Origin of the sequence: Chloroflexus sp., assembly GCF_034434295.1 — a bacterium.
GTDB lineage: Bacteria > Chloroflexota > Chloroflexia > Chloroflexales > Chloroflexaceae > Chloroflexus.
On record NZ_DAOTZQ010000115.1, the window covers coordinates 23,695 to 40,311 of the forward strand.

General features: G+C 56.5%; 12 protein-coding genes and 2 pseudogenes. 1 reads left to right on the forward strand and 13 read right to left on the reverse strand.

The window, feature by feature from the left end; genetic code table 11:
- Positions 1 to 295 precede the first annotated feature (295 nt).
- The 13 genes and pseudogenes from VAE57_RS15745 to VAE57_RS15810 form a co-directional block, all read right to left on the reverse strand.
- Positions 296 to 1,060 (reverse strand): annotated as a pseudogene (locus VAE57_RS15745) (PmeII family type II restriction endonuclease).
- Complete coding sequence (locus tag VAE57_RS15750) at positions 1,057 to 1,881, reverse strand: site-specific DNA-methyltransferase (RefSeq protein WP_322822809.1); 825 nt, start codon at positions 1,879 to 1,881, stop codon at positions 1,057 to 1,059. The pseudogene VAE57_RS15745 and the gene VAE57_RS15750 overlap by 4 nt, the downstream one beginning before the upstream one ends.
- A gap of 45 nt (positions 1,882 to 1,926) precedes the next feature.
- Positions 1,927 to 2,982, reverse strand: coding sequence for an L-threonylcarbamoyladenylate synthase (locus tag VAE57_RS15755; protein WP_322822810.1), 1,056 nt, complete (start codon positions 2,980 to 2,982; stop codon positions 1,927 to 1,929).
- Positions 2,982 to 5,783, reverse strand: a complete 2,802-nt coding sequence (gene ppc, locus VAE57_RS15760; protein ID WP_322822811.1) for a phosphoenolpyruvate carboxylase — start codon at positions 5,781 to 5,783, stop codon at positions 2,982 to 2,984. The genes VAE57_RS15755 and ppc overlap by 1 nt, the downstream gene beginning before the upstream one ends.
- Positions 5,784 to 5,787: 4 nt before the next feature.
- Entirely contained in the window at positions 5,788 to 6,417 is a 630-nt protein-coding gene (locus VAE57_RS15765) for a histidine phosphatase family protein (RefSeq protein WP_322822812.1), read from the reverse strand.
- A 39-nt stretch (positions 6,418 to 6,456) separates the two neighbouring features.
- A complete protein-coding gene (locus VAE57_RS15770; RefSeq protein WP_322822813.1) occupies positions 6,457 to 7,596 on the reverse strand; it encodes an acyl-CoA dehydrogenase in 1,140 nt (379 codons plus the stop codon).
- Positions 7,597 to 7,665: 69 nt separating this feature from the next.
- The gene (locus tag VAE57_RS15775; protein WP_322822814.1) at positions 7,666 to 8,433 is read right to left on the reverse strand and encodes an alpha/beta fold hydrolase; all 768 of its coding nucleotides are present in this window, start codon (positions 8,431 to 8,433) and stop codon (positions 7,666 to 7,668) included.
- Positions 8,433 to 8,714, reverse strand: a complete 282-nt coding sequence (locus VAE57_RS15780; protein ID WP_322822815.1) for a 4a-hydroxytetrahydrobiopterin dehydratase — start codon at positions 8,712 to 8,714, stop codon at positions 8,433 to 8,435. The genes VAE57_RS15775 and VAE57_RS15780 overlap by 1 nt, the downstream gene beginning before the upstream one ends.
- A gap of 235 nt (positions 8,715 to 8,949) precedes the next feature.
- Positions 8,950 to 9,699, reverse strand: coding sequence for a DsbA family protein (locus tag VAE57_RS15785; RefSeq protein WP_322822816.1), 750 nt, complete (start codon positions 9,697 to 9,699; stop codon positions 8,950 to 8,952).
- A 505-nt stretch (positions 9,700 to 10,204) separates the two neighbouring features.
- Positions 10,205 to 11,551, reverse strand: coding sequence for a BCD family MFS transporter (locus VAE57_RS15790; protein WP_322822817.1), 1,347 nt, complete (start codon positions 11,549 to 11,551; stop codon positions 10,205 to 10,207).
- A gap of 3 nt (positions 11,552 to 11,554) precedes the next feature.
- The gene (locus tag VAE57_RS15795; protein ID WP_322822818.1) at positions 11,555 to 12,181 is read right to left on the reverse strand and encodes a helix-turn-helix domain-containing protein; all 627 of its coding nucleotides are present in this window, start codon (positions 12,179 to 12,181) and stop codon (positions 11,555 to 11,557) included.
- Positions 12,182 to 12,286: 105 nt separating this feature from the next.
- Positions 12,287 to 13,106: pseudogene (locus VAE57_RS18825) on the reverse strand (NADPH-dependent oxidoreductase).
- A gap of 520 nt (positions 13,107 to 13,626) precedes the next feature.
- A complete protein-coding gene (locus VAE57_RS15810; protein ID WP_322822821.1) occupies positions 13,627 to 15,603 on the reverse strand; it encodes an AAA family ATPase in 1,977 nt (658 codons plus the stop codon).
- A 155-nt stretch (positions 15,604 to 15,758) separates the two neighbouring features.
- On the opposite strand from VAE57_RS15810, the gene VAE57_RS15815 reads away from it, so the two are divergent.
- Positions 15,759 to 16,556 (forward strand): ABC transporter substrate-binding protein, encoded by a 798-nt coding sequence (locus tag VAE57_RS15815; RefSeq protein ID WP_322822822.1) that lies wholly within the window; start codon positions 15,759 to 15,761, stop codon positions 16,554 to 16,556.
- Positions 16,557 to 16,617: the final 61 nt, after the last annotated feature.

Below are 16,617 nucleotides of genomic sequence, written 5' to 3' on the forward strand. Positions count from 1 at the left end.
TTTACCCTCGAATCACAGGGACAACATGCGTACCGGGACAGCCTACCCTGTTCCCGACCCGTTGGCAGAGAGAAGCTCAAGCCGTGCCATAACGCGCTGGATTGGTTGCCTTGCCCGCGCGTCATACGCGTAGCGCGGCGTTTGGCGTGCGGCAGCCATGCTGCCGCAGCAGCCGTGCTCATGATCCGGTGCGCGTCATGCCATTGATCTGCCGGTCACGAGGATGCTGTGCGTACTCGTCACAATCATGGAGACGATCAGTAATAGGAGATGTTTTTTGGAACAGGCTAGATGTTTAGGAGTACCGATGCCTTCGTTCTCTCAATGCAGGGCGGGCTGAATTGAATGTAACCAGGAGTTCCCAGTTTATTTCACCATCGTTGCAGAACTTCTCAATAAATCTTTGCGTAAACTGATTTACAATCGTAGCGTAAGCCCGATGAAATGCTTCATTTCGCTCTTTTGCTTCAAATCCTAGTGGTTCGATAATTTGCGTATACAATTCTTCCACACCACCTGAAATAAATGACCAGAAAGCCTAACCACACAGCTTTTGATAATCTCCCTTGTTCCCTGTATCTTGACCGTAACAGCATCCATTCACAGCAAAAATCTGAAGCTCAGGCTGTGATTGCCGAATCTCTGCAATTGCTGCCTGAAAGTTCTCGCGCATCTTGCGAATTTGATCGGCGTTTCCCCAGTTCGGCTCTGACTTGATAGATACCAGGTAGTACTCATTCCCGGTTTGAAACTCTAAGTCAATGCTGGGTCGTTCAGATTTTTTGCCATTAAATGTACGTTTGCAAATGTGAATTGCCAATCCCTCTAAAAACTCACCAAACATTGTCTCTTCTTGTGAAGAGAGATGTGCATCAAGCAGAGAACGAACAAGATCAGATGCAACTAAAATATTCTTTGCGCGAAAAAGGTATGGATTTTTGCGTCTCAAGATCTGCTCTAGCTCCAGGTTTCGCAGACTATTAAGCCTGGCTTCATGAAACTTGCCGATATGTTCCTGGACATATTGTCTGATGTCTGTCAGTAAAAGGGTATTGCTCATAAGAGAGGCGGTGCTTCTTTAGCAATTTCTTCCTCGGCCAGAGCAAAATACTCAGGTACTATTTCGATACCTATTGCACGCCGATTCATGCGTCGAGCGACTTTGATCGTGGTACCGGAACCCATAAACGGATCAAGTACCATGTCTCCTTCGCGGGTAAAGAGTTTAATGAACCACTCCGGGAGTGCCTCTGGAAATACCGCGCTGTGGCGTCGATTCTTTGTCTCCGTCGCCAGATGAAGGACATTAGTTGGATAGACCATCTCCCGTTCTAGCCAGTTTGCGACTCGCTTGCCGAAACCGCTCCCTACCCGTGAGTTGTCACGTATCAGATCTGTCTGGCTTAGATTCCTGAGCCGTTTATCTGCCCATTGTCCCATCGGAATCATCACTTCTTCCTGAAACATTTTGAAGCGTTTTGTTTTGTTAAATTGTAGTAGTCGTTCCCAGGCATCTCGGAAACGGTTCGGCCATTTGCCGGGGTAGCAGTTTTTCTTGTGCCAGATAAACTCTTCTGTCCACAACCATCCCTGTTGTCGCAGGGCAAGTATCAGTTCAATGACATATGTATGGCGCTCGCCGTTTTCTGCTTTTTCCTTGATATTCAGGATAAACGTGCCATCCGGCTTCAAAACACGCAATAACTCCCGACCGATTGGCAAGAACCATTCTACGTACTTATCAGGATGAATACCACCGTAGGTGTTTTTTCTACGATCAGCGTAGGGAGGTGATGTAAATATCAGATCAACCGAATTGTCTGGTATATCCTTGAGGACGTCGCGACAATCACCCAGGATGAGTGTTGTGTTGTTGTCCATAGCGTCGCAGCCTTGCTACAAAATATAAGAACATTATTTCGTATTTTACTGTTTTCCCGCCTCTTCGTCAACCACAATCACCCGCGTCGCCGCACGGCGCAGGCGATCCCGCAGGGCGCGACCCAGGCCGGCTTCGTCGAGATCGCGGGTGAACATGCGATCAGGCTGGCGTTCGTCAAGCGCCCGCAGCGCGGCGTATAGCCGCCGGGCAATGATCGCCGGATCAGAAGTTGGGCCGAGCGATTCCCGCTCAACCGGTAAGTCGTGCATCAGCGCGAGGTCTTCCTCTGGTAAAAGGAGACCAACGCGCAGTCCACGGGCCAGCGCTGCTTCGGTTTCGGCGCGTAACCGGGCGAGAACAGAGTTCGGTTTTCCACTAAACAGCCATAATTCGTGATCGGGGGCATAGTGGCGTTCGAGGAGACCGGGCGCGGTCAGGCCATGCGCTTCATCGGCAGTGGGCTGTGAACGGAGTTGCACCTCGCCGATCAGGTCGGTCAACGTTTCAAGGCTAATCCCGCCAGGGCGCAAAAGTGTCGGCGGATCGGTAGTGCAGTCGAGTACCGTTGACTCGATGCCTATCGGCGTGGCCCCACCATCAATCACCGCCGCGATCCGTCCATCGAGATCGGCCAGCACGTGATCGGCAGTGGTTGGACTGGTGTGTCCAAAGCGGTTGGCACTCGGCGCGGCAACCGGTACGCCGGCAGCCCGCAGCAGCTCCTGGGCAATCGGATGTGAGGGTACCCGTACCGCGACCGTTTCAAGTCCGGCAGTCACTGTCAGCGGTACACGAGGATGGCGCGGTACGATGAGCGTGAGTGGGCCTGGCCAGCAGGCTGCTGCCAGCCTGCTGGCCAGTGGTGGAACTGTCGCAGCCACCAGCGGGAGATCGGTGGCTGCCGCGATGTGAACGATCAGCGGATCATTCGCCGGACGCCCCTTCGCGGTAAAAATGGCCGCTACGGCACGCTCGTCGAGCGCATGCCCGCCTAGCCCGTAGACCGTTTCGGTTGGGAAGGCGACAAGTTCGCCACGCCGGAGGAGTTCGCCGGCCATGGCAATTGCAGCGGGTGAGGTGTCGAGCCGTTTGGTATGCATCAGCCTGTATTCTTCAATCCGGCAGCAATGCCGTTGATTGACATCAACAAAACCGTTTCCAATTCGCCCTGCTCTTCGGGCGGAGCGGTGCGCAATCGGCGGAGCAGTTCAATCTGGACAAAGCTGAGTGGATCGATGTACGGGTTGCGCTGCCGAATCGCCCGCTGGAGTACCGGTTGATGGGCTAACAGATCGTTGCGTTCGGTAATCTGGCAGATCATGCGTTCGGTGAGGCGGAATTCGCTCTCGATCCGCTGAAAGATGCGTTCGGCCAGATGACGATCCGGCACCAGGCTGGCGTACGTGCGGGCAATGTTCATGTCGGCTTTCAGCATGATCATCTGCGCGTTATCCAGCAGCGTGGTGAAAAAGGGCCAATGCTGGTACATGGTGCGCAACAGATGAAGGTGATGCGGATCGGCTGCAACAAATGCTTCTAGCGCACTGCCCAGACCAAACCAGCCCGGAATCGTGTGCCGACTCTGCATCCAGCTAAAGACCCATGGAATGGCCCGCAGGTCTTCGATCCGATCACTCTTGCGACGCGAGACCGGACGTGAGCCGATGCGTAGCCGGTTGAATTCAGCTACCGGTGTGGCGCTGCGAAAATAGATCAGAAAATCAGGGTCTTCGTAAACCAGTTGCCGGTAGACAGCGCGTGCCGTGGTTGCCATCTCCTCCATCGCGGCCAGCCAGGTTGGTTCGGGCTGCCGTGCCATGCCGGGAAAGCCCGCCCGCAACACGGCATTAACCACCTGTTCGAGGTGGCGATGGGCAGTTCGCGGATCGAGATAACGGTCTGAGATCATTTCGCCCTGGTCAGTAACTTTGATCTGGCCGTGGAGTGTGCCGGGTGGTTGAGCGAGGATGGCCTGTCCGGCAGGGCCGCCACCACGGCCAACAGCGCCTCCGCGGCCATGGAAGAGGCGCAAGCGGACGCCGTGCCGATCGGTGACCGCTGTCAGTTCCACCTGTGCCCGGTAGAGTGCCCAGTTCGCAGCCACAAAGCCACCCTCTTTGTTGCTGTCGGAATAGCCGAGCATCACCTCTTGCAGATTGTCGCGTAGCGCCAGATGCTCACAGTACACCGGCAACCGGAGCAGTTCATCCAGGAGTGCCGGTGCGCGTTGCAGGTCGTCACCCGTTTCAAACAGCGGCACAATATGCAACTGACTGGCCTGACCGGGTTGGTACAGACCGGCATCGCGACAGAGCAGCAACACCGCCAGCAGATCGCTGACCTGACTGGTGGTCGAGATGATGTACGTCTGAAAGATTTCGGGATCGAGCTGTTCGCTGATTGCCGCTATGACACGGAAGGTGTGAATAGTTTCCGCAGTTGCCGGACTGAAATGGCTGAGTCGGCTGGGCGTAAGTGGGCGCGGTCGGTGAATTTCCACGCTCAACACCGCAATCCGCTCGGCCTCGTCGAGTGCTTCGTAATCGTTGACCACACCGGCAGCGGCCAGGATTTCACTCAGAGCTGCTGTGTGCCGGCTGGCGTGCTGGCGCACGTCGAGGGTAGCCGTGTGCAGATGGCAAACTGCTACGAGCGTTCGTACATCGCGCAAGAGACCCTCGGCGATTATCGTGCTGCCGTTATTGCGCAGACTGGCATCGATCAAGTCGAGATCGTCTAACAGTTCGCGGCTGTGGTAGTAGATGTCGGGTTGCCGTGTAAGCGGTGGATCAACTCCCCAACGGGGCGTGTAGTTCAACGTGTACTGAAGGGTATTGTGCAGCCGGGACTGAATAAAATGGCACAACTGGCGGTATGGCTCGCAGCGATAATGCGGGTTGAGCGCCGCTGCTGCATCTGGCATCAACTCGCGATATTCAGCGATGCGATCAATGATCGCCGTGTCCACCTTCACCTGCTGCACCGACTGGCTCAAATCGGTGATCAGCCGATCAAGGCAATCTATCAGATAACGCAGCATGGCGCTCCGCATCAGCCGTACCGTCTCAACCGTTACCTCTGGCGTCACGAAGGGATTACCGTCGCGATCCCCACCCATCCAGCTTCCGAAGCGCAAAAATGGCGGCAGACGCCAGGGATGATCGGGATACGCTGCTTGCAGCGCATCGCTCATCTCACGATAGATGTGCGGTAGGAGTTCCCAGAGGACGGTTTGAAAGAAGAACAGTCCATTCTCCACTTCGTCGAGCACCGATGGTCGCCGATTACGCACATCATCGCTCTGCCACAACCCAACGATCTCCCGCTCGATGCGGGTAAGCGCGGCCTGCCGGTCGGCAGGTAAGACCAACCGCTCGCCAAATGTCAAATCGACCAGCGTATCAAAAATGCGCCGCAGTTTGATCAGGATCGTGCGCCGGCGCGACTCGGTTGGGTGCGCCGTCAACACCGGCATAATCAGCGCATGATCCAGCCATTCCTGGATCGCAGGCGCCGGTACACCGTGACGCTTGAGCAATTCGATAGCGTCGGCAATACTCTCAGCACGGGGGGCCGGTGCCTGGCGCAGATCGCGCGCCCGCAAAACGCGCAGACGTTCAACCCCTTCCGCCAGATTGACCAATCCAAAATAGAGCGTGAATGCTTTGACCAGACTGCGTAATTGCGGCACTTCCAGATCGGCTATCAATTGGCGAAGTGCCTGTGGATCGGTGTGGGTCGGCGCATTGCGGAGGTCTTTAGCCATCCGGCGCACCTGTTCCACCAGTGCCAGTGCTTCGCTACCGTGTTGACCGCTAATGACCCGGCCAAGTGCATCGCCTAGTGCTCGAATGTTTGCCGACAACAGATCATGTTCGTTAGCAGTGGTTCGTCCGCTCATACGTTTACTCGCCGCCTTCCGCCACCAGATCCTCAAGGTGGGCGACATCATTCATCCGTATTAGCCGCCAGCCACTTCGCCCGCGGACGATTTCGCTCAACGAACCATTGTCGAGCCATAATTTGCTAAAGTTTGCCAGATCGAGACCGATGATGTGACAGAACAAGGCGCGAATTGAGCCACCATGCGAAACTACAATGATCGTCTCACCATTGCGGTGCGTGGCCTCGATCTGGGCAAACGCCCGCAGCACCCTTGCCTGCAATTGGGCATAACTTTCCCCGCCAAGACGCACAGTTCGTGCCGGGTCGCGATCATATTCGCGCATATGGTCGGGGAAGCGCTGATAGAGTTCGTCGGGGGTTAGCCCTTCCCACAACCCGACATCAATCTCGCGTAAGTCCGGCATGGCAACCGGTTGCAGATTGATGTGCTCCCCAATAATCTCGGCTGTCTCCCAGGCGCGGGGCAGATCGCTACTGTACAGTGCAACTGCCCCGCGCCGAACCAATCGGATACCTGCCCGTCGGGCCTGTTCGCGCCCACGCTCGTTGAGCGGTATCGGCGCGTGACCCTGATACTGTAGCGTTTGATTCCACGGCGTCTCGCCGTGTCGTACAAGAATGAGACGCATAACTCCTGTTGGGCGACGCAGCGCCGCCGTCTGCTCTGATCAGCGCACCAGTTCGCGGCTGATCACGAGGCGCTGAATCTCGCTTGTCCCTTCGTAGATCTCGGTAATCTTCGCGTCACGGAAGAACCGTTCCACCGGATATTCTTTCGAGTAACCGTTTGAACCGTGCAGTTGCACCGCCTTCGTCGCCACCCACATCGCCGTCTCGGAAGCAAAGAGCTTCGCCATTGAGGCGTCTTTGATGAAATCAAGCCCCTGATCTTTGCGCCAGGCAGCTTCGTAGGTGAGCAGGCGAGCCGCTTTGATGCGAGTTGCCATATCGGCCAGTGTGAAGCCGACGGCCTGAAATTCGTGGATCGGTTTGCCAAATTGCTCACGGACTTTGCTGTACTCCAGTGCCGCCTCGAACGCGCCCTGCGCAATCCCGACCGCCTGCGCCGCAATGCCGATGCGACCGGCGTTGAGAATCGTCATCGCAATCTTGAAACCCTGACCCTCTTCGCCGAGCCGCCGCCACGCCGGTATGCGGTAGTCGTCATACGCCATCTGGCAGCTATGTGCGCTGCGAATGCCGAGCTTGTTCTCGACTTTGACTACCCGACAACCAGGGGCGTGAGTGTCAACCAGAAATGCGGTAATACCTTTCGTACCCTTGCTGGGGTCGGTCATCGCCATCAAGATGATGGTATCGGCGTGATCACCGTTGGTGACCCAGTTCTTAACGCCGTTGATAATGTAATAGTCGCCATCGCGCACAGCGGTTGTTCGTTGGGCTGCGGCATCCGAACCGGCGCCCGGTTCACTGAGCGAGAATGCACCGAGCATACGCCCACTTGCCAGCGGTACCAGCAGCTCACGCTTCTGCTCTTCGGTGCCGAACTTCTCGATCCCGTAGCACACCAGCGAGTTATTCACCGAGGCGATCACACCCAGTGACGGATCAACCCGCGAGAGTTCTTCAATCACTATCGCATACGAGACATAATCCATGCCAGCGCCACCGTACTCTTCGCTGACCGCGACACCCATCAGGCCGAGTTCACCCATTTTGCGCACCAATTCGGCAGGCCAGCGGGCATGTTCGTCACGTTCAGCGACAGTTGGTTTGGCCTCTTTCTCAGCAAACTGGCGCACCATGTCGCGGAGCATCTGCTGATCTTCGGTAAGCTGGAACTCCATGATCGCCTCCTTCATTCGTATTTGCGCTTGCGCTGACCGCTATATCTCATTCTACGCGAGCTGTTCACCTCAAGCAAGCATTGTCAGCCATTCACGCAGCAGCTCGCTTAGCTGATCGGGCGCTTCCAACATTGGCATGTGGCCGACATTGGCCAGAAGATGATGTGGCACGCCAAGCCCGCTTGCCAGTTCGGCGCCGAGCCTGGGCGGGGTAAGGCGGTCGTCGCTGCCGGTAATCACCAACGCCGGGCAGTGAATGTCTCCGAGCCGGTTCCGCACATCGAACCCATCACACGCCTGAAAGTCGGCCAGCAGGATCGCCGGGTCGAGTGCGGCGTATTCGGCACTGGCTTCGGCAAAGAGTGTTGGATCGGCAGCAGGGCTAAAGAGCCAGGTAACCAGTGTTGTGATGGTTGCCTGGCGGGTAGCCTCGTCGCCGGCCAACCCATCGAGCAGCGCAGGAGCAACTCGCAAACGGGCAGCACTGCCGATCAGACCCAGACCGGCAACGATCTGCGGCGTCGTGATTGCGAGCTGCAAGGCAATCGCGCCACCCATCGAATGACCGATAATCAGGGCTGGTGGTAGGGCAAGTGCCAGGTGAAGCGCAACGATCTGCTCTGCGTAGCGTTCAATCGTGATGAGGTCGTCCTGTGGTGACCGACCGTGACCCGGCAGGTCAACGGCGATGAGCTGAACTGTTGGCGGTAGCAGGGTAAATAACCGGCCCCAATGACGACCACTCCCCCCGGCACCGTGGACAAAGATCAACGGCACCCCGCTCGTCCCCCGCCGCATCACAAACAGATCGCCGGCTATTGTCGTCACGAGTGGCATCAGCCCAGAATCTCGTCAATCGCAGCGGCTAACGCAAAGTCCTTCTCGGTCAACCCGCCGGCATCGTGGGTAGTGAGCGCCAGGCGCACCCGGTTATAGCGAATATCAATGTCGGGGTGATGGCCGGCAGCCTCGGCCAGAAACGCAACGTGGGTCACAAACGCAATCGCCGCCGGAAAATTAGCTAACCGAAAGGTACGGACAATCTCGTTGTTCTTAAGACTCCAATCGGGTCGCTGAGCCAACTGTTCGGCAATTTCAGCTTCGCTTAAGCGTGGCATAGGAAGTACTACTCCTTGTTACTATCAAACGTGACGGGTAGATTGAGCGCGTTATCGCTGATGATGATACCACACTACGCCAGACAACGAACGCTACTCGTCCAGGTCTCGCATCCGTATGTTGTGTATTTGATGTGTAGACACATCTCTTCCCCGTCCTTCTGCCGTTCGCCTATAGCACACGCCGGCCACCTGTTCGCCCCTGCCAATCCAGAGAGGGATCAATGCGGCAGATTCACGGCAGTTCGGCCAACCGTCGGATCAGACTGGCAAAACTCTCGAACGGCAACGCACCACGCACAATCCGACCGTTAATGATGAAGTTCGGCGTTGAGTTAATCCCCAGGCGGGTAGCCGTCTCAACCTCAGCATTAACAGTCGTCTCAGTCGCCGGATCATCGAGACAGGTACGCAATTGCGCTGTATCCACACCGAGTTCTCCGACCAGCTCGATCAGCACATCCCGGTCACGTCTGGGCACCCCGCCCCACTCAACACTGTGGGTTTGAAACAGCATCTCATACACCGGCCAGAACTGCCCCTGTGCAGCGGCACAATGGGCCACGCCGGCTGCCAGTACTGCCGAAGGGTGGATCGAAGTCAGTGGAAAGTCACGTACAACGAGCCTGACGACGCCAGTTTCAACGAATTCGCGCACAATCCGGGGGCGCGACTCACTAACGAAGCGGGCACAAAATGGACACTCATAATCGGTAAATTCGATCATTAGCACTGGTGCGTTCGGATCCCCCATTGCCCGTGGATCGTCGTCGGTGAGCTTCAACAGTTCGACCAGATCAACGGGTGGCGCAGGAGTAGGTGTTGGACGGCTCAGTTCAGTTGGGGCCGGGGGGACGGTGGGCAAACCTTGCAAGGCCACCTGGGTCTGGCGAAGTTCCACTGCCGAGCGGGTCGGTACTGGTGGTGCTGCACTGCCACAGCCGGTCACAACGAACACGAGTATCAGAAGTAAAAAAAAGCGCATAGGTTTGTCGTGAAGGTAATGTACTAAAACGTATTTCATACAAATTGTGTGGCCGTGCTACCCGACCATCGCACAGGCACATGAACCCTTGCCAATGATTAACGACAGTATATCATGCTCACAGTCTACCGGTATGGCAGCGAGGAGTGTTAACGACCATCTCCAATGCCATCACGTACTGGCGTGGATGCAGCTTCCCGACCAGGTTACCCGTGTTGCAGCGTTTGGAGTGCGGCAGCCACGCTGCCGCGCCAGCCGTACTCTTGCGCAAACACGGGTCGCAGCGCGTACCCGTACCGATCCGCCCCCCTGCTGACCGAAATACACGAGCGCAGACTGGCGGCCTTCCCCACCGTCGCAGATCAAATCTCACACAACAATGTGCATCGTTCAGGTGTAATTCACGTGCTGAAACGTTTCCAGGTGGCTACCGGCGAGCATCGTAGGGGCGACGCATGCGTCGCCCCTACGCCTCGACACCAACGTGTTGACCGACTACTACCCTCTACCCGTCGGCGGCGGCCAGCGCAGATGCCGCACCCAGTGGTCTGGTTTCACCACGGGCAAAGCCGGGCACGTCAACCCGTTGCAAAATGACTATACAAACCAGTAAACCAATTGCTTCCAGCAGGAAGACACTGGCGTAAGCTAACGGCAGCGATCCGCTGATCCAGAGCGCAACATCGCGTACTGCACCGCCGGCGAAGATGCCGAGACCCCGGAAAAGAAGTTGGGTCATCGACCAGAGGCCAAGATAGGCCGCAGCGTGGCGTTCGGTCGTCATTGCAGCCAGCAGCGAGACGGCACCGACCGTATAGATGCCAAACCCCAGTCCAAACATAACCAGTACCGGGATCAGCAGCGCCTGCCACTCGGTGATCGCCAGCACACTCAACAGGAAGAGGGGCAGTGCAGTCAGAGCAAGACCCAGCATTGCCACCCCAGTCTGCTCGTGGGCTGCCCGACGACGGGTAAAGTAGACGGTTGCCAGCAGGCTGATCACCACACCGATGCCCCAGTAGGCATTGAAGCGCGTTGTCTGACCATTGTCCAGCCCGAATACATCGCCCCCAAACGGTTCGAGCACCGCATCCTGGGCGAAGGCGCTGACTGCACCCAGGGCGAGGAAAAGAAAGAAGCGTCGCGCACGCACATCAGACCACATTTGCCGCAGGAGGGGCAAGAATGGCTCAGGTGGGGTCGGGTCAGTCTCAACCGCACTGATCGGTCGTTCAGCCCGCCAGAGTGCAAAGGCAATAAAGCCAAAGGCAATGCTCATCCCGATCAACACCAGTCGCCAGAAACTGGCCTGATCATACACCGGCATCAAACGACCGTAGATAACACCGGCCACCGGGAAGCTGATCACCAGAAAAACCTGCACAATCGCCAGCGCCTGCCCGCGCCGGGCCGGTGGTGCACTATCGCGCACCAGACTGAGATAGGTACTCCCTGAAATGAGTGTTCCAACACCGTAAATGAGAAAGGCCAAAAATGCTAATGACCACCCGGCAACCGATCCGGCATCGGTTGCCAGCAGAGCCGTCACTATCGGTAATAAAGGTAGTGAGAGCAGCATTGGCAAGCGCCCTCCCCAGATGAATGGGAGCCGGCGTAAGGTGCCTGGCGGGCGCAGATCAGAGCGATAGCCGGCCCAGATGCTGAGCGGTGCGAGCAGGTAGCGCAACGCCGAGAGGAGGGCGACCGGTGTCGCAGCCAATGCCAGGTCAGTGATCAGAACTCGATTGAGAACCCCTGATGTCAACAAATCGATGAACGATGAACCGATATGAAAAGTACCCAGCTTGAGAGTCCGTGGGACATTCAATCGTTGCTCAGTCGTCGGTTCCACACTTCACTCCTCTGTTGTTTCATATCCGCTCACAACAGCCAGTTGGACTTCATTAGCCACACGACTGATACGTCGTAGTAGCCGTGCACTCTCCGAGGGGCGTACATGAGCTTCTTCAGGCAGATCCATTGCCGCCTCAACCAGCGAGTCCCGAAAAAAGAGAGCTGCGGCAATCGCATCTGTCAACGGCAGTCCTGCCGCACGGGCCAGGCGGGCATAGCTGTGACCAATCACCCGTGCCTCGTCAAGGAGTGGACTCTGTTCGTCGTGGGTGCTGACGTAACGCAACACAACACCCATCAATTGCTGACCAACCCGTCGCCATACCATCCGTTCCTGCTCACTCATCGCGTGCATCCAGGTCGGTGCTGACGACGAATGAGTCAGTTCATTACGGGTCTGGGCCAATGCTTTGCTGGCCAGAACACTACTAAGCGATTGCGATGGTAATGGCCGGCGTGAGGCCAGTGCCAGAATGTCGGCGCGGGCAAAACGACGGTGTCCACCCGGCGTGATATACACCGGCACGGCGCCCTCGTCGGCCCAGCGCCGGAGGGTTGAGGCATGCACGCCGAGTAGCTTACTTGCTGCCGACAGCGAGAGATAGGTTGCTGTTTCCTTGTCGCTCATAGGAGTCTTGTTAAATCTGTTTAAACCTATTCAAAGTATAACATATCTCCCGCTGTACCAAAGACGGTACAGCGGGAGAAGAGCGTACTTATGCGTAAAGTTGTCTTATTTCAACCGAAAACCGAGTCGATGCAACACCTCGCGCAAGACATCTCTCCCCGACAGCGTGTGCGGCCCGGCGACCCGACGCGCCGAGTGATCGACCCAATCGCCTTCTACATTCATCTGTTGGGCAGTGTAAAAGGCGCTCATTGTCGCATTGTAGCGTTCGACAGCCGGCAGTACTTGCTCTGGCCGGTAGACTTCCCGGTGAAGTACCGCATCCTGGGGCAGGCGTGGTTTAATCGCTGCCGGTCGCGCCGGATTGGGGCGACCCACGCACATCCCAAACACCGGCATCACCATCGGCGGCAGCTGTAATTCAGCCGCTACCTCCAATGGATGATTACGAATCGCGCCAATGTAGACGGTGCCGAGGCCAAGCGACTCGGCGGCGACGACAGCATTCTGCGCTGCCAGGGCCGCATCTATCACACCTACCAGCCACATTTCAAGGTAGTCAAGCCCCTCGTGTGGCATCAGCCGCCTGGGCAATGCGGTGTAGATCGGCCAGCCAGACCAGAAAAAGCGGGGCCCGTCGAATCTGGTTCTGATCGCCAGCCAGAGTCGCTAGGCGATGCTTACGTTCGGGATCGGTTACCGCAACGATGCTCCACGTCTGGAGATTTGATGATGTGGCCGCAGATTGGGCCGCTGCAATCATGGTTTCAAGCGTGCCTTCCGGCAGCGGTTCGTTACTGTACGAACGCACGGAACGGTGACTCAGTAACAGGTCGATGATTGGGGTACTGATGATAGATGGTGGAATATTATTGCCGTAACGTTGGCGTAAGAGTTCTTGCGTTGTGGTTGTGGTATCGGTCATAGATAATCGTTCCTCTACGTCATTGGTTGTTAAGTCAAAGATACGCCGATTATACACGAAACTGCGCGACGATCCGGTAACAGGATAGACACTGCAACGATTAACTTATCAGCTTCATCTGTGGGAGGTTATGTCAGTATCGTGGAGCGTGGAGTGGTGCACAAGCACAGCCGGGAGCGTGCGCCTCCGGTGCGCCCCCCCTGGAGAGACAGCCGGGAGCGTGCGCCTCCGGTGCGCACCCTACTGGGTGCGGCAAGCTATGTCTACGTCCACCAGAGTATCGCCCCTCTGCACCAGCTCGCGCTAGCGGCGCCATCCGGCCCCGGCCCTTCCCGCCCCAGCGGGGACGGGCGAGGGTGGGGGTGGCGGCAATGCCAACGCGGCAGGTGGATATTTCCATGGAACGCAGGGGTGTGCGGACAGATACCTATACCGGCTGCGGTGGTGGTATGGTCTATACAACACAAAGCGGGGCGAATGTCCATCGCCCCGCCTGGTCACCACACGATAGCGTAAATTATTACCCGGCAGACGGAGCAGGCGGTATCTCACCATCGGCTTCACTGTGCCGCTGAGCATCAATGATCGTAATCTCCGGTGCAGGCCGTTCTGGTGCTGGTAACACAACCGATTCGCGGCGACGACGTACCAGCGTGGTCTGTGAGCGCGACAGGGCAGCGGCAAAGCCGAAGGCCGGTCGTTCAGGCTTCTCATTCGGTGGCAGGTAAGGATGCTCTGCCTCCACCCGTGCCAGAATCTCCTTCACATCGATGTCGGTCAACTCGTTACGCAAGATCAGCGCTTCGGCGATAGCAATCACCGCCATGCGATTCTGTTCGAGCATCTGCTTCACGATGCGGTACTGCTCTTGCAGAATCGCTTCTACTCGTGGCTTGACATCAGGTGCCGACAAGCCCTGCATCCCAAAGAGCAGGTATGAGAAGAAGCTGTTATCCATCCCATACGCACCGACCATCATCGCCGCAATGCCGGTCGCACTCTGTAGATCACCGGTTACCCCACTCATCTGAGTGCCGAGGAAGAGTTCTTCCGCAGCCCGGCTGGCCAGTGAAATCTTGATCCGATCCAGCAACTCCTCGCGGGTACGGGTATGAATCTCTTCTTCCGGTTTCCATGCTGCGAAGCCAAGGGCATTGCCGTGACGGACAATGGTCACTTTCGTGAGTCGCTCTTTCTTCAACAGCTTCACAGCGGCATAGGCGTGACCCGCTTCGTGATACGCGATGCGGCGCCTCTCTTCATACGACATGCTGCGAATCGGCTGCTTCAAGCCCCACTCGTGAATTTCACGCGCCTGGGTGAAGTCCCAATAATTGATTGCAGCCCGACCGTCAAAGTGCGCATGAATGGTTGCCTCATTGATCACGTACTTGATCGCAACCGGAGTGTAGCCAATAGTGTCGGCAACCATTCGATCAATGGGCATCGGCTCGTGCTTCACCTTGCTCAGATAGTACTCGATCACCTCGCGGCGCCCATCGGCATCGGGCGGCTCAACCGCGATCTTGCGATCAAAGCGACCGGGACGGAGCAGTGCAGCATCGAGCGTCTCGGCAAGGTTGGTGGCTGCCATTGTAAGCACTGGCGGCATCTCTGCCTTACCACGGCGTAAACCGACTAAACGCAGCAGCTTACCCCACCAGGTCTGCTCTTGTGGCGGTGGATCCATCTGGAGCAGCAACTCGTTGAGCAGGCTGCTACCGCCACCCATCATACCGCCAACTCCCATCACTACATTCTCGCGATTATTCATCCCAGTACCGATAGCCCCTGTCCCCATCAAATTTGAGCTACGCGCCATTCCAATTGCATCAATCTCATCTATAAAGAGGATGCAAGCACCGTACTCGCGGGCAAGACGGCGAGCTTTACGGTACAGATTCATCACCTTAATATTGCCCATACCCATCCAGGCCGAGAGTAGCGAGGGTGCGCTCAGATACCCAAATGGCACCCCGGCCTCGGTCGAAATAGCCTGCGCCAGATAGCTCTTCCCGGTACCGGGTGGGCCAATCAGCAGAATACCACGGGTGACTTCACCACCCATCTGCTTAAACTCTTTGGCACCTTTCAATAGGGTTACCACCCGACGAGCCGCTTCCAGTACCTCTGGATTACCGCGATAATCCTTAAAGCTCACGCCAGTCTCTCCCGGCTTGACCCAGTAGATACGGGTACGGGCCATAAAGAAGTACATGAGCCAGAACTGAAAGCCGATGAAGAAGAAGAGGTAAACGGCTACCGGGATGATCTGCAAGATAAGATTGCCGATTTCGCCAGTGACGATGATGTTGAAGATGCCCGGTAGGAGATTAACCGCCAGCCAGATGCCAATCGCTAGAAAGATCATCGCTCGCAAGAAACGGAATAGCTTCCAGTTCCAGCGCTCGAAGAGCTTGGCGATCTTCTTCTCTAGCTCTTGTTCGCGATTGGTAGCGGAGGAATCAGAGGTTGGGCGGTAAGGCTCGATTGCCATGCGCGACTCCCATTTCTGAATTGACGTAATAACTGCGTATGACGACAGCAATTACAATGGGGAATAGGCCATGATTGATACAGTAGCTTTATAATGAAGTATACCGACAGAGTATTATTCGGTCAAGGCGAAAAAAATGAGAAAGCGTTAAGGAAATGCAGTGGCGCGACTGGCGGCGATGGCTTGATGGTCTATCAGTAGTTGTATTACTGGCCTATGGCTGGCTGGCCTGCAGCGTGAAAACTGGCACGACTGCCATTGATCCGGTTTATGCCGATCTCCGCGAGCGGGGAGTGTTGCGGGTAGCGGTTGATGCCGGCTACCGGCCTTTTGTCGAGGAGCGAGATGGCCGGCTGGTGGGGTTTGACATCGATCTGATTACGGCGCTGGCTGACGAATTAGGGTTTGAGGTTGTGTTCATACGGAGTGGGTTTGATGCACTCTACGACCAGTTAACCAGTCGTCAGGCCGATCTGATTGCCTCGGCTTTGCCTTACGCACCAGAGCAGGGGTACCGTGCACGCTTCTCTCAACCTTACTTCGATGGGGGCTTGATGCTACTGACTAGAAACGACAGCATCATCACTGGTCTTGCTGATCTGCGCGGGCAACGTATCGGTGTGGTACTGGGAAGTGAGGGTGATGCGCTGGCGTATCGCTTCGCCCAGACAACGCCGCTGTACCGCTATACTACTGATGAAGCCGATCCCTTGATCGAGGCATTGCAGCGTGGTGAAGTTGATGCGATTATTCTCGACCACGTTACCGCATTGGGGGCCTTGGCGACCGGTGATCTACGGATTGCTTCCGCTCTCAGCTATGAGCCGTATGTGCTGGCTATGCCGGCGGTAGCTTTTCAATTGGAAAGCGAAATTAATCGTGCACTGGATCGGCTGAAGGAACAGGGTGTGTTACACGAGTTGCAGCGGCGCTGGATGATGAGGGACGAGTAAAGAGTACATGTTATACGGCGGCACGATCTACTGACCAGGAGTTGTAGGGGCACGGCATGCC

Excerpts from the sequence above, each read along its gene's own strand:
- VAE57_RS15750 (WP_322822809.1), bottom strand. The coding sequence starts at position 1,881 with ATGGACAACAACACAACACTCATCCTGGGTGATTGTCGCGACGTCCTC.
- VAE57_RS15765 (WP_322822812.1), bottom strand. The coding sequence starts at position 6,417 with ATGCGTCTCATTCTTGTACGACACGGCGAGACGCCGTGGAATCAAACG.
- VAE57_RS15785 (WP_322822816.1), bottom strand. The coding sequence starts at position 9,699 with ATGCGCTTTTTTTTACTTCTGATACTCGTGTTCGTTGTGACCGGCTGT.
- VAE57_RS15795 (WP_322822818.1), bottom strand. The coding sequence starts at position 12,181 with ATGAGCGACAAGGAAACAGCAACCTATCTCTCGCTGTCGGCAGCAAGT.
- VAE57_RS15815 (WP_322822822.1), top strand. The coding sequence starts at position 15,759 with ATGCAGTGGCGCGACTGGCGGCGATGGCTTGATGGTCTATCAGTAGTT.
- VAE57_RS15780 (WP_322822815.1), bottom strand. The coding sequence starts at position 8,714 with ATGCCACGCTTAAGCGAAGCTGAAATTGCCGAACAGTTGGCTCAGCGA.
- ppc (WP_322822811.1), bottom strand. The coding sequence starts at position 5,783 with ATGAGCGGACGAACCACTGCTAACGAACATGATCTGTTGTCGGCAAAC.
- VAE57_RS15810 (WP_322822821.1), bottom strand. The coding sequence starts at position 15,603 with ATGGCAATCGAGCCTTACCGCCCAACCTCTGATTCCTCCGCTACCAAT.
- VAE57_RS15755 (WP_322822810.1), bottom strand. The coding sequence starts at position 2,982 with ATGCATACCAAACGGCTCGACACCTCACCCGCTGCAATTGCCATGGCC.
- VAE57_RS15770 (WP_322822813.1), bottom strand. The coding sequence starts at position 7,596 with ATGGAGTTCCAGCTTACCGAAGATCAGCAGATGCTCCGCGACATGGTG.
- VAE57_RS15775 (WP_322822814.1), bottom strand. The coding sequence starts at position 8,433 with ATGCCACTCGTGACGACAATAGCCGGCGATCTGTTTGTGATGCGGCGG.